Annotated in this window: 12 protein-coding genes; 4 read left to right on the plus strand and 8 right to left on the minus strand. The window is 41.6% G+C overall.

Features of this window, described 5'->3' with window-relative positions:
* Positions 1-6: 6 nt before the first annotated feature.
* From ACOYVE_RS03585 to ACOYVE_RS03620, 8 genes are all read right to left on the minus strand, one after another.
* A complete protein-coding gene (locus ACOYVE_RS03585) occupies positions 7-642 on the minus strand; it encodes an HAD family acid phosphatase (RefSeq protein ID WP_422880807.1) in 636 nt (211 codons plus the stop codon).
* Between the two features lie 36 nt (positions 643-678).
* Positions 679-2037, minus strand: a complete 1359-nt coding sequence (gene hslU / locus ACOYVE_RS03590; RefSeq protein WP_014855797.1) for an ATP-dependent protease ATPase subunit HslU — start codon at positions 2035-2037, stop codon at positions 679-681.
* 11 nt (positions 2038-2048) lie between these two features.
* A complete protein-coding gene (hslV, locus tag ACOYVE_RS03595; RefSeq protein ID WP_014855798.1) occupies positions 2049-2585 on the minus strand; it encodes an ATP-dependent protease subunit HslV in 537 nt (178 codons plus the stop codon).
* An 11-nt stretch (positions 2586-2596) separates the two neighbouring features.
* Positions 2597-3223 (minus strand): methyltransferase family protein, encoded by a 627-nt coding sequence (locus ACOYVE_RS03600; protein WP_014855799.1) that lies wholly within the window; start codon positions 3221-3223, stop codon positions 2597-2599.
* Complete coding sequence (gene rpoN / locus ACOYVE_RS03605) at positions 3220-4692, minus strand: RNA polymerase factor sigma-54 (RefSeq protein WP_014855800.1); 1473 nt, start codon at positions 4690-4692, stop codon at positions 3220-3222. The genes ACOYVE_RS03600 and rpoN overlap by 4 nt, the downstream gene beginning before the upstream one ends.
* A 7-nt stretch (positions 4693-4699) precedes the next feature.
* A complete protein-coding gene (locus tag ACOYVE_RS03610) occupies positions 4700-5263 on the minus strand; it encodes a DUF3109 family protein (RefSeq protein WP_014855801.1) in 564 nt (187 codons plus the stop codon).
* A gap of 82 nt (positions 5264-5345) precedes the next feature.
* On the minus strand, positions 5346-6065 hold the full coding sequence (locus tag ACOYVE_RS03615) for a response regulator transcription factor (RefSeq protein WP_422880811.1): 720 nt from the start codon (positions 6063-6065) through the stop codon (positions 5346-5348).
* Between the two features lie 7 nt (positions 6066-6072).
* Positions 6073-7026, minus strand: a complete 954-nt coding sequence (locus ACOYVE_RS03620) for a sensor histidine kinase (protein ID WP_014855803.1) — start codon at positions 7024-7026, stop codon at positions 6073-6075.
* 175 nt (positions 7027-7201) lie between these two features.
* Here ACOYVE_RS03620 and ACOYVE_RS03625 point away from each other — a divergent pair, with 175 nt between their 5' ends.
* The 4 genes from ACOYVE_RS03625 (at position 7202) to ACOYVE_RS03640 (ending at position 13063) form a co-directional block, all read left to right on the plus strand.
* On the plus strand, positions 7202-8686 hold the full coding sequence (locus tag ACOYVE_RS03625) for a B12-binding domain-containing radical SAM protein (RefSeq protein WP_422880813.1): 1485 nt from the start codon (positions 7202-7204) through the stop codon (positions 8684-8686).
* Positions 8687-8898: 212 nt separating this feature from the next.
* Positions 8899-9330 (plus strand): FKBP-type peptidyl-prolyl cis-trans isomerase, encoded by a 432-nt coding sequence (locus ACOYVE_RS03630; protein ID WP_014855805.1) that lies wholly within the window; start codon positions 8899-8901, stop codon positions 9328-9330.
* A 30-nt stretch (positions 9331-9360) separates the two neighbouring features.
* The gene (locus tag ACOYVE_RS03635; RefSeq protein ID WP_422880815.1) at positions 9361-11412 is read left to right on the plus strand and encodes a thioredoxin domain-containing protein; all 2052 of its coding nucleotides are present in this window, start codon (positions 9361-9363) and stop codon (positions 11410-11412) included.
* Between the two features lie 253 nt (positions 11413-11665).
* The gene (locus ACOYVE_RS03640; protein WP_422880817.1) at positions 11666-13063 is read left to right on the plus strand and encodes an aspartate kinase; all 1398 of its coding nucleotides are present in this window, start codon (positions 11666-11668) and stop codon (positions 13061-13063) included.
* Positions 13064-13065 lie beyond the last annotated feature (2 nt).

The following is a 13065-nucleotide window of genomic DNA, read 5'->3' on the forward strand; positions in this document are numbered from 1 at the left end:
TATCCGTCAGTCAACTTGATAAAGATAGTTGGGCAGTTTAATTACATAACCGGAATAACCGCCTTCGAAGTCGCTCTTCTGATCGCCGATATTTGCAATAATACGGTAACCTTTTTCAGCGAGCTCTTTTCTTATTCTGCTCTTAAATTCGGAAGCGGACACATTCAGTTCGTTGTCGTTTCTGATAATTAACGTATCGTATTCCGTATAACCCGCCGAGCGCAAATTTTTTACCGTCGCTTGATAAGTTTCCTCGTGCCGCCCGGAAAGAAAAATTATCCGAATCTTTTTCGAACGGAGATAATCGTAAAATCTTTTTACTTCTTTGTTCGGCGGCGCTTCGGCGCGATTTACCCATTTATTCCACTCGTCGAGTATGAATCCGAAGCCGATCGACTTTATATAACGGTAATTGTCGAGAGCTGTTTCGTCGATGTCGAATACCACTGCATTGCTGTCGTACGGGTCGATCGTTTCAATAAATTCGACTGCCTCGTCGATTAATTTTTTGCAATCCTTCTCATACGTCCCGTAATCGTAATACTCCGCTACGGCTTTTTTTGCTTTGTCGAGATTAACCAACTCCGGCTGGCAGGCAACGAAGAAGAAAATCAACGATATTTTGAGAATTCCGTATTTCATAAAATGGTATGCCGGCTGTATTTCAGCCGGCGTCGATTATAAGATATATTTACTCAAATCCCTGTTTGTTACAATTTTCTCTAATTTTTTGTTTACCATTTCGCCGTCTATTTCGATTGCGCTATCGGGCATTTTATCCGGCACGTCGAACAAAATATCTTCGAGCAAAGTAGTGAGAATTGTGTGGAGTCTGCGGGCGCCGATATTTTCCACCTGTTCGTTTACTATGGCGGCTGTTTTGGCGATTTCTTTGATTGCTTCGTTGTTGAAATTAATAGTAACGCCTTCGGTTTGAAGTAATGCTGTGTATTGTTTGAGAAGCGCATTCTCCGGTATAGTGAGAATCTTAATAAAATCTTCTTCGGTAAGGCTTTTTAATTCGACGCGAATCGGAAAGCGGCCCTGAAGTTCTGGAATCAAATCCGAAGGTTTGGAAACATGAAAAGCTCCCGAGGCGATGAAAAGAATATGGTCGGTTTTTACGGGACCGTATTTTGTATTCACAGTAGAGCCTTCTACGATAGGCAATAAATCTCTTTGAACGCCTTCGCGCGAAACGTCCGGTCCGTGCTGGCTTTTGGCTCCGGCAATTTTATCTATTTCGTCGATAAATACAATGCCGGATTCCTGCACTCGCTGTACTGCTTCTCTCTGAACTGCGTCCATATCGATTAACTTTTCGGCTTCTTCCTGAGCCAAAATTTTACGCGCTTCTTTGATAGTTGTTTTTCTCTTCTTTTTCTTTTTGGGAATCATGCTGCTGAGCATATCCTGTATGTTCGAAGTCATGTCGTCCATTCCCATCGGACCGAGCACCTGCATTCCGAAAGCGGGAGCTGTAATGTCGAATTCGATCATACGGTCGTCGAGCTCTCCGTTCCGAAGTTTTTCGCGCATCCATTCGCGTGTTTTTTCGTTTTGAATTTCTTCGGACAAACTTTCGTCGTCGGTTTTCGAAGGACGTCTCAAAGGCGGAATAAGCTGATCGAGGATTCTTTCTTCGGCAAGCTTTTCCGCTTTATCCCGAACTTCGGCAGTCTTTTCGGCTCTTACCATACTTACGGCAATTTCCGTTAAATCCCGTATCATCGATTCAACGTCTCTGCCGACGTATCCGACTTCGGTAAACTTAGAAGCCTCTACTTTAACGAAAGGGGCGTTGGCAAGTTTTGCGAGCCTGCGGGCTATCTCGGTTTTGCCTACGCCGGTCGGTCCGATCAGGATAATATTATTCGGCATTATTTCTTCGCGCATTTTTTCTTCTACCTGTTGACGGCGCCATCTGTTGCGCAATGCAATGGCGACTGCGCGTTTTGCGTCGTCCTGACCGATTATAAATTTATCGAGTTCTTTTACGATTTGAGAAGGCGTAAGTTGGTGCATGTTGTTGTTCATAATTTAAAACCTCATTTGTCTATTTCTTCTATGGTAATTTTATCGTTAGTATAAATACATATTTCCGCCGCTGTATTTAACGCTTCTTGAACAATCTCTTTAGCCGATAAGTTGCTGTGTTTTTTTAGCATTTTAGCCGCTGCCAGGGCGTACATTCCGCCGCTGCCGATTGCCACGATATTGTCTTCCGGTTCGATAACGTCGCCGGTTCCCGAAACGATGAAAGCCTTTTCGTTCGATATGATTGCCAGCATCGCTTCGAGGCGTCTTAAATATTTGTCGGTTCTCCAGTCTTTTGCCAGCTCGACCACGGCTCTTTCGATATTTCCTCTGTATGCTTCGAGCTTTTCTTCAAAACGATTTAAGAGAGTAAAAGCGTCGGCTGTCGAACCTGCAAATCCGCACAAGACCTTTCCGTCTAAAAGTTTGCGTATCTTTTTCGAATTGTGTTTCATAACGGTATTGCCCAATGTAACCTGACCGTCGCCGCCGAGCGCGGCTTTGCCGTCTTTAATTACGCCGAGTATTGTCGTTGATCTTACTTTCATATAAACTCCTTTTAAATTCCTTTTTTAATCTTCCATGGGAAAATTCGAGGCGTATTTTTTATATATTCCTCATATTCTTTTCCGTATTTTTCTTTCAGCCTTTCTTCTTCGAATATCGAACCGATATAAAAATAAATAACGACGCATATGAACGTTACAAAATAAAACAAATCCATTGCCGGACGGAATCCGAGAAACAGTATTGTAAAAAGATAGATCGGATGCCGTATGTATTTATATATTCCGCCGGTAATCAACGGCTGCTTTTCGTCAAGGTCGTTTTCATCATAACCGCCTTTAAGATACCTGACGATCTGACGTATTCCCGCGAATTCGAGCAAGTCGATCGGTTTTGCCGATATGATAATTCCCAGAAAAGAAAGAACCTGAAACACAAATGTAATAATATCATAGGGATAATGTAAGTCGTAGACCGTTATGCCCGGTTTGGGAGCGATTAAATAGAACAAAAGGAAAAAGATAATCGAAGTAACATTGTAAAAAAAACGATAGAATGCAATGGCTCCGCCGAGCTTCTCTTTTAGAGCGAGTTTTATCTTTTTTGACGCGAGCAACGTGTGTGTAATAGCAAATATCGAGAAAAGTCCGACGATGCCAATAATGTCGAATAAAATCATATTATTTTTTTACGCAGACGCGCTACCGGAATTTTCAACTGTTCTCTGTATTTGGCAACGGTTCTCCGGGCAATGTGTATCCCTTTTTCTTGAAGAATGCTTGCTATTTTGTCGTCGCTGTACGGTTTGTCTTTCGGCTCGTTTTCGCAAATTTCTTTTATCAATTCTTTTATGTGCTTGTTCGATATTTCGTTGCCGTCGTCCGTGGAAAGTCCTTCGCTGAAGAAATATTTCAATTCGTGAATGCCCTGGGGGCTTTGCACGTATTTGCCGTTTACCACTCTGCTTATCGTGGAAATGTCCATTCCTATTTCGTCGGCAATGTCTTTATAAATCATCGGCTTGAGATATTTAGGCCCGTTTTCGAAAAACTCGTATTGTTTTTCTAAAATTGCCTGCATTATTTTCATGAGAGTTTGCCTGCGCTGCTGCAGCGATGCGATAAACCATTTTGCCGATTCGAATTTTTCTCTCAGAAACTTGTGGGCTTCCTTTTCTCGTTTCGGTATTTTCCTCTTTCGCTTGTTGTTTTCCAGCATTTCAAGGTACGTCTTGCTTATCGTAACCGAAGGAACGGCTCTGTCGTTGAGTGTGACGATATAATTGTCGTCCACTTTTTCGATAATGAAATCGGGCGTGATCTGGTTGATCTGCTCCGAGTCGATATTTCCTTCGCCGGGCTTGGGATTTAATTTTTGGATAATAGCCAGCGCCGATTTAAGAGTGTCGGTTGAGAGATTCAGGTTTTTCTGAATAATGTCAAAGCGTTTGTTGATAAAATCTTCGAAATGCTCGCTCAGAATTTTTTCCGCTATGTATGAATAATACGGGTCGTAAGACGAGTTGCGTATTTGAATTAGCAGGCATTCCTGGAGATTGCGAGCCGCAATGCCGACGGGCTCCAAAGTCTGTATTTTCTTCAGGACTTTTTCTGCGTCTTCCAGGCTCACTTCGATGCCCTCGAAAAGTTTCAGGTCTTTTACCAATTTTTCGAGGTCTTCTTTGAAGTAACCGTCTTTGTCGAGCGCGCCGATAATATTCTCGCCCAGAATCATTTCTTCTTCCGTCAGATCGAGCATATGCAGCTGGTCGATCAAATTGTCGCGCATCGATTTTCGCTGCATGGCTACGGGATAAACTTTTTCCTCGTCGTTGTTTTTATTGAGGCGTTCGAATTCTTGTTCGTACTCGGAATCGTTCATAAAGTCTTCCAAGTCGAACTCGTCTTCCGAGTTGTCAAACTGTTCTTCTTCCTCTTCGTCCGAGTCATTATCTTTTTCGGGTTCTTCTTCCAACTGTTCGAGTTCCATCTCGTCTTCGAGAGTTTCTTCGAGTATCGGATTGAGTTCGAGCTCGGTTTTGATTCTTTGCTCGAGCGCAAGAGTGTTCAATTGAAGCAGTTTCTGATATTGTATTTGCTGGGGCGATAATTTTTGCTGCAATGACATTTTTTGTTGCAACGATAACATAGTCTTTCTACTCCGTTACTTTTTTAAATTTTGCTAACCAGTCGCTGCCGAAAACCCGAGCAAGAGCTTCGCGGCAAAACTCTATTATTGTTGTCGATGTTTCTTTCCCTTTGGTCAATGCGGGAAGACATTCCTCGTACTTTTCGTATCGAAGCACGGGACCCCCGAAATTGGAAATTCTGATCGGAAACAGATGGCACGAAACCGGTTTGACAAAGTCGATTTTTCCTGCTTTGTAAGCTCTTTCGATGCCGCAAAGAGCAATATCGTTTTCGTGGACCACAAACACGCAAGCTCTGTCGTTCAAGCTTCTGGTCATAAATTCGCCGTGCTCCTGAAACCAGAATCCTTCCCGATCTATCGCCTCGATATGTTCGGGAGGGAGAAATTCTTTAATAATTTCGAGGTTTTTGCCAATGATCTCAATTTCTTCTTCCAGAAGAGGCGCTCCGTATTTGCTTTCCATCGTACAACATGCGCCTTTGCATTTGTTCAAATCGCATGTGAATTTCGTTTCGATTATCTCTTTGTTTATAATAACGTTGTCTATTTCGATTAAGCGATTGTTCATAATATTGGAATAATTTTTGTGGCAAGATACAAATTTTTGTTCATTCAGTAAATTGCGGCGCTCTTTTTTTGCGCGGGTAAGATTAATTGCCGGGTTCGAATATATATCCCGCGCCGCGCACGCTTTTGAAGTAAACCGGATTTTCGGGGTCGGGTTCGAAATATTTTCTCAATCGCGAAATGAAAATGTCTACCGTCCGGGTCTCGACGTCGGAATTCAGATTCCAGACATTTTCGAGAAGCTCTTTTCTCGAAATTATTCTCGAGCTGTTTTCCGCCAGGTATTTTAATAACATTGCTTCTTTGGGAGTAAGTCTGAATGTTTTTTCGCCGGCGGCGCATTCGAGATTTATAAAATTGACCCTGTTGTCGCCGAATCGAAAAGTTTCGCCCGTCTTTTCCAGATTTTTATACCACGATTTTCTTCTCAACATTCTTTCTATTCTCAGCAGCAATTCTTTTAAATTAAACGGCTTGACCACATAATCGTCGGCTCCGTAATCGAGTCCTTTTATTTTATCCTCATTTGAAGAGCGCGCGGTAAGAATCAAAACCGGCATTTGGACGTCTCTGCTGCGAATCAATTTCGTAATTTCAAAACCGTCGTGATAAGGAAGCATTAAATCGACAATAATCAGATCGTAATTTCCCGTGTTAATTTTTTCAATTCCCTCCCTGCCGTTTTTAGCCCAGTCAACAATATATCCTTCCTCGCTTAAATTGTATTCGAGGCCTATTGCCAGAGATTCTTCGTCTTCGATTAATAAAATTCGTTTGCCTTTTAATTCATCGGGCGCCGTCATTGTTTATTTATCCCTTGTTTTTTAAAGCCGGAAGTTCAATTCTAAAAGTAGAGCCTTTGTTCAAACCATTGCTGTGTACGCTTATGGAGCCTTTATGCTGTTTTATGATTTCCTTTGTCCAATATAAACCCAAACCGGTTCCTTTTACGTTCGGCATGTTAACCGAATCGATCCGGAAAAATTTATTGAATATTTTTTTCTGATATTGCTGGGGAATGCCAATTCCGTTGTCGCTTATGTCGATAATTATTTTTTTTCTGTTGTCTTTAACGGAAACGTTGATAGTGGGAGCTTCCTTAGAATACTTCAAAGCGTTGCTGATCAAATTGTCGATGACTATCTGCAAAGCTTTTTTATCGGCCGAGCAATATGAAACCGAAGAGCATTCATAACTTACTACGCCTTCCGGAACGGATAAATTTAAAATCGATTCGTTTACCAGTTCTTCGAACAGGATGCCGGCTTTGTATTCCCGTCTGTCGTGCACTATCTTTTTTTGTTCCAGTTTGGAAATTTCGAGTATAGTGTTTATCAAATTATCGAGACGTTTGACGTCCTTCATCATTAGCGAAAGAAAATCTTTCCGCTTCTCCTCGCTCACATTCTTGTAGGCCATGGTTTCGAGAAATAGTCTCAACGAAGAGAGCGGCGATTTCAATTCGTGAGTAACCGTGGCAATAAAATTGTCGTATAAATTTGTGAGTTTGTACTGAACCGAAAGATTCCGGAAGAAAATAAACATGACTACCGCAATGCCGACAATAAGAATTATTCCCGCCGTGAAAACAAAAACGTTTGGGGTTTGAATGTCGATTAAAGGAGAAAGTTTTTCGCCTACCTGCTCGAAAACTATGTAATTGGTTACATACCAATAAATCCACAAAGCCAGTAAGCCGAGCCACGCGATTTGTGCTATAACGAAAGCTATAATTATGTAGAGATGAGAATTTGTTCTTTTCATCTTTCGCCGTTGAATTTGCGAATAAATATCGTTGAAATCGTCGAATTATACAATACATAATAAAATAACCCGGAATCCGGATAAACCGTGTCGATTAACTTTTACATTTCTTTTACAGAAAGTCTGTCCGGAAATTATGATAATTATATACGTCAAATAAAACATGATGAAGAACATGAAAATCTTAATGATTTATCCTGAAACGCCGGCGACGTTCTGGAGTTTCAAGGATGCGTTAAAATTCGTATCGAAAAAATCCGCCGAGCCGCCGCTCGGATTAATAACCGTGGCTTCCATGCTTCCTGCGGAATGGGAAAAGAAATTAATCGATTTGAATGTGAGCCGGCTCGAAGACGAGGATATTTTATGGGCGGATTATGTATTTCTGAGCGGAATGAACATTCACACCTCGTCGATAAGAGAAATTATAAGAAAGTGCAATAATCTCGACAGACCTGTTGTTGGAGGCGGTCCGCTTTTTACATTTCAGTATAACGATTTTCCGGGCATCGACCACTTTGTTTTAAACGAAGCCGAACTGACATTGCCGGGTTTTTTACGAGATCTGGCTGAAGGGAAAGCGGAAAAAGTTTATTCGACGAATGAATTTCCCGATCTTAGCGCAACGCCGGCGCCGATGTGGGAATTGCTCGACATGAATAAATATGCGTCCATGAGCATACAATATTCGCGCGGCTGTCCTTATGATTGCGAATTTTGCAGCATCACAGTGTTAAACGGGAGACGCCCGCGCACAAAAGATTGCCGTCAGTTTATAGCGGAACTCGATAAATTATACGAACTCGGATGGCGCGGAGGAGTTTCTATTGTCGACGACAATTTTATCGGAAATAAAAGAGCCTTGAAATCCGAAACTCTGCCCGCAATTATAAAATGGCAGGAGGAAAAAAATTATCCCTTCAATTTTATTACGGAAGTGTCGATTAATCTTGCAGACGACGACGAGCTTATCGACCTGATGGTTAAAGCCGGAATAAACAGCGTTTTTGTGGGAATCGAAACAACCGATCCGGATAGTTTGAACGAATGCGGCAAAAAACAAAACTTAAAAAGAAATCTCGAAATGTCAGTAAAAAAATTAATGAACAGAGGCATGATTGTCTCGGGAGGCTTCATTGTCGGATTCGACAGCGACAAACCGGGGTTTCACAAACGGTACGTCGATTTTATTCAAAACAGCGGAATAGTTTCGGCAATGGTAGGCTTGCTCAATGCGCCCACGGGTACAAAATTGTACAACCGTCTTAAAAAAGAGAAACGCTTAATCGACACATTCAGCGGCAATAATATGGACGGTTTTACTAACATTGTGCCCAGGATGAATTACAAAGAATTAATGAAAGGCTATAGTCAAATTATTAAAAGAATTTATTCGCCGAAAGAATATTATAGCCGCATAAAAACGTTTATAGATACATACACCGTTCCCGGCTGGATGAAAATGAAAATAGGCGCAGGGGAGTTGAAAGCGTTTTTTATGATTTTGTGGAAGTTGGGTCTGCGAGATAAAGGAAAGCGGTATTTCTGGGAAATCTTTTTCTATACCGTAAGGAAATATCCTAAAAAATTCCCGCTCGCCATGACTTTCGCCGTATACGGATATCATTTCAGAAAAATATCCGGAGGTATAACCAATTAATAATTTAGTTTTTTTCTAAATAATATTTTTTATATTTGTAAAGTAAGTTGCATTTCACACCTGAAGTTTTTCACATCGAATTTGCAACATTGGTTCTTCTCTTAAACTATTCGTAGTTTTTTGATGTTATTTAAAAAAGTAAATTAAACCTGATATAAATCAATCAATAAACAAAATAACCCGCATTCAGGAATGCGGTTGGAGGTAAAAATATGTCAATAGCAAAAACAGGTGACAAAGTAAAAGTCCATTATACCGGAACATTAAACGACGGCACTCAATTCGACTCGTCGCACGGCAACGAACCCCTTGAATTTACAATTGGCGAGGGAGCTCTTCTCGGTAAATTCGAAAATGCGGTAGTTGGTCTCGAACCGGGACAATCCGTCGATATTAATATTCCTGCCGACGAGGCTTATGGACAAAGAAGGGAAGATTTGATTATAAAAGTAAATAACTCGAACCTTCCTCCTAATTTGAATCCGGAAGTCGGTATGAAACTTCATATGCAAACAGCCGACAATCAAGTTATTCCTCTTACGATTGTAGAAGTGCTCGAAGACGGAATTATGGTAGACGCAAATCATGAATTAGCGGGGCAGGATCTTAACTTTCATATCGAACTCGTATCAATCGAAGAATAATAAAATCATTTGAATTTACTCCGCGTCGATATGACGCGGAGTATTTTTACCGAAAGGACTTATAAGATTAATCGGTTAACAAACGAGAAATCGCCTTATTTAAAACAACACTCGAATAATCCCGTCGACTGGCATCCATGGTGCGACGAAGCGTTCCGTATTGCTCGGAGGGAAGACAAACCCGTATTTCTTTCAATAGGATATTCAACGTGTCATTGGTGTCATGTGATGGCTCACGAATCGTTCGAAGACGAAGAAGTGGCAGAACTCCTGAATAAGAATTTCATTTCGATTAAAGTGGACAGGGAAGAACGCCCCGATATTGATTCCATTTATATGGCTTCGTGCCAGTTAATTACGGGTAGAGGAGGCTGGCCTCTCTCGATTTTTCTAACGCCCGACGGAAAACCGTTTTATGCCGGCACGTATTTCCCTAAGTATTCATATTACGGACGAATCGGTTTTGTCGATTTGCTGAATCGTATAATCGACTTATGGAATAAAGACAGGAATGTATTGTTGCGGACCTCCGATGAAATTACTGCGGCAATAAACAAACACTTTGAATCTTCCGCTAAAGAAGCTTTTGACGATTCGGTCGTCGATAAAGCGTTCGAAACGCTAAAATTGAATTTCGACCCGGAATACGGCGGTTTCGGCTCCGCCCCCAAATTCCCTTCGCCTCACAATCTTCTGTTTCTTCTCGACCGCAACAATCCCCAGGCGGACGAGATGGTTCAAAAGACTTTAACGGAAATGAGAAAAGGCGGAATATTCGATCAGCTCGGATTCGGATTCCACCGATATTCTACGGACGGAAAATGGTTTTTGCCGCACTTCGAAAAAATGATTTACGATCAGGCTTCGTTAATCGAAGCGTATGCGTACGCTTTTGCAAAAACCGGCGACGCCCTTTATGCGGATACTATTAATGAAATTTATGAATTCATAAAAAACGAAATGACTTCTCATGAAGGAGCCTTTTATTCCGCGCTCGACGCCGACAGCGAAGGGGAAGAAGGAAAATTTTATCTCTGGACTTCGGAGGAAATCAGATCCGTTGCCGGGGACGATTACGAAATCGCAAAGGAGATATTTAACTTTACCGACGAAGGCAATCACCGCAACGAGTCGAACGGAAATTCCACCGGCAAGAATATATTGTTTCTGCGTAAAAGGCCGGATAAACTGTATGAAAAATACGGGCGAAGCAAATACGACTCGATAAGAATAAATTTACTCGAAGCCAGGAAGAAAAGAATTCCTCCAATGAGGGACGAAAAAATACTGACCGATTGGAATGCAATGGTGATTTCGTCTTTGGCTAATGCCGGTTCGATTATCGAAAATGACGATATGGTTGCCTGGGCTGAAAGAGCTTATCAATGCCTGATGAAACATGCTTTTGTCAACGGCGAATTGTACCATTATCCCGAAAATAATATTACGGGGTTTCTCGACGATTATGCATATTTAATAAAAGCGGCTCTCGATCTCTATAGAGCCACATTGAACGAAGAGTATTTGTTTAACGCCTTGGAGTTAAACGATCTGCTTTCCGAAAATTTCGAAGACAAATCGGAAGGCGGTTATTTTTTCAATAAAGCGGGCGCAAATACGATAAGAGTAAAAGACGCTTACGATGGCGCCGTCCCTTCCGGCAATTCGATTCAATTGTCGAATCTGATTGAATTATATTTTATTACGGGAAATAATTCGTACAGGCTGTCGGCTGAAAATTCAATCAAAACTTTTTCCTCCGGGTTAAATAAAAGTTCGATAGGTTATACGTATTTTTTGCGCGGCATTAAGAAATTATATTCGGAAGATACGTCCCTTTTGCTGATTGCCGGCAAGAAACCCGGACGCGAGTTTCTGTCCCGGTTAAGAAAAAATTCTAATCTCTATTATCTTCACGTCGCCGAAAATAACGTTGAGAGATTGATCAAAAGAGCGCCCTGGATTGAAAACTATAAACTCGATTCGGAGAAGACCGTCTATTATCTTTGCAGAGATTTTACCTGCGGTATTCCTACGGAAAAACAAGAAGAGATATTATCGGCTTTGACCCCAAAAAAATAAGGTTTTTTAAGAAAATCTGTTGAAACTGTCACGAACGATTCTTATAATAAAATCCAAAATTTTGAGATTTTACAAGTGCAATCGAGCAGTTCCCACATAACGACCCTTCATAATAATTTGCCGACTACCCCGCGCGGCAAAAACAGAGAACTGCATACAAAAACGACGTCCACGCAAACGCATGTCACGACGTGCTGATTTTCAGCGCTCAGTCCCAGCTTTTTCATTAATTAATTTAAGCAGGTAAATGAGTATGACAATATTAAAATTCGGCGGATCAAGTGTAGGTAATTCGGAAAGAATTAACGGCGTAATCGATATTCTTTCGAAGTATTATTTAAATAACGGAAAAAAATTTGCCGTTGTTTTCTCGGCGTTTCAGGGCGTTACCGACAAGCTGATTGAAATTGCCCGTAAAGCCGACTGCAGAGACAATTCCTACAAGGAAGAATTCGATTACCTGGTCGAACGGCATTTGAAAATTGCAGCCGACTTGAATCGAAACGAAGACTTACCCGGCATTGAAAAATTGCTCGGCAGTCTGTTTGACGAATTGAAAGAAATTCTGCACGGCGCTTATCTCGTGCGGGAAGTCTCTCCCAAAACTCTCGACTTTATTCAAAGCTTCGGAGAAAAATTATCCTGCACAATAATCTCTTACACGATGCAAAAGAGAGGGATAGATTGCGAGTATCTGGACGCCAGCAAATTGATAAAAACCGACGACAATTTCGGCAATGCAAAAGTAAACGAAAAGGCGACCTACAATAAGATCAAAAGATATTTTTCGAGGCGCAAAAAATTGCAAATCATTACCGGCTTCATTGCCTCGACTTCCGACAACGAAATTACCACGCTCGGACGCGGCGGTTCGGATTATACGGCGTCGATTTTCGGGGCGGCATTGAACGCTAAGAAAATAGAAATCTGGACCGACGTCGACGGTATTCTTACCGCCGACCCGCGTAAGGTTAAAAACGCATTCCCATTGCCCAGCGTCACTTACGAAGAAGCCATGGAATTGTCGCATTTCGGCGCAAAAGTTATTTATCCTCCCACTCTTTTACCAGCTCTGAAAAAGAATATCGAAATTGTAATCAAAAACACTTTCAATCCGGAATTTCCGGGCACAAGAATTATCAAGCGTGAACAGAGTTCCGACATGACAGTCAAAGGAATTTCTTCGATAGATAACGTTACATTGCTCGGCATATCGGGCGGCGGCATGGTAGGAGTAACCGGAATAGCGGGAAGATTATTTACGGCTCTGGCTCGCTATAATGTTAATATAATTTTGATTTCCCAGGCTTCGTCGGAGCATTCGGTTTGCATTGCCATTCCTCCTGCGATGGGAAAGATTTCGGCCAAAGCGATCGAAGAGGAATTCAAACTCGAAATCATGGAAGGCAAAATAAGCCGCGTTTCGCTCGAAGAAAATCTATCGGTTATAGCGGTCGTAGGAGAAAATATGAGACGAACTCCGGGCATTGCGGGAAGGGTTTTTCAGGCGCTCGGCAGAAACAATATTAATATTGTTGCCATTGCCCAGGGCTCGTCGGAATTGAATATATCGCTCATTATCGACAGAAAAGATATAACGAAAGCCCTTAACGTGCTTCACAACAGTTTATTAAAAACAAGAAAACGGTGAAA

The organism is Melioribacter sp., assembly GCF_049325435.1.
Classification (GTDB): Bacteria; Bacteroidota; Ignavibacteria; order Ignavibacteriales; family Melioribacteraceae; genus Melioribacter; species Melioribacter roseus.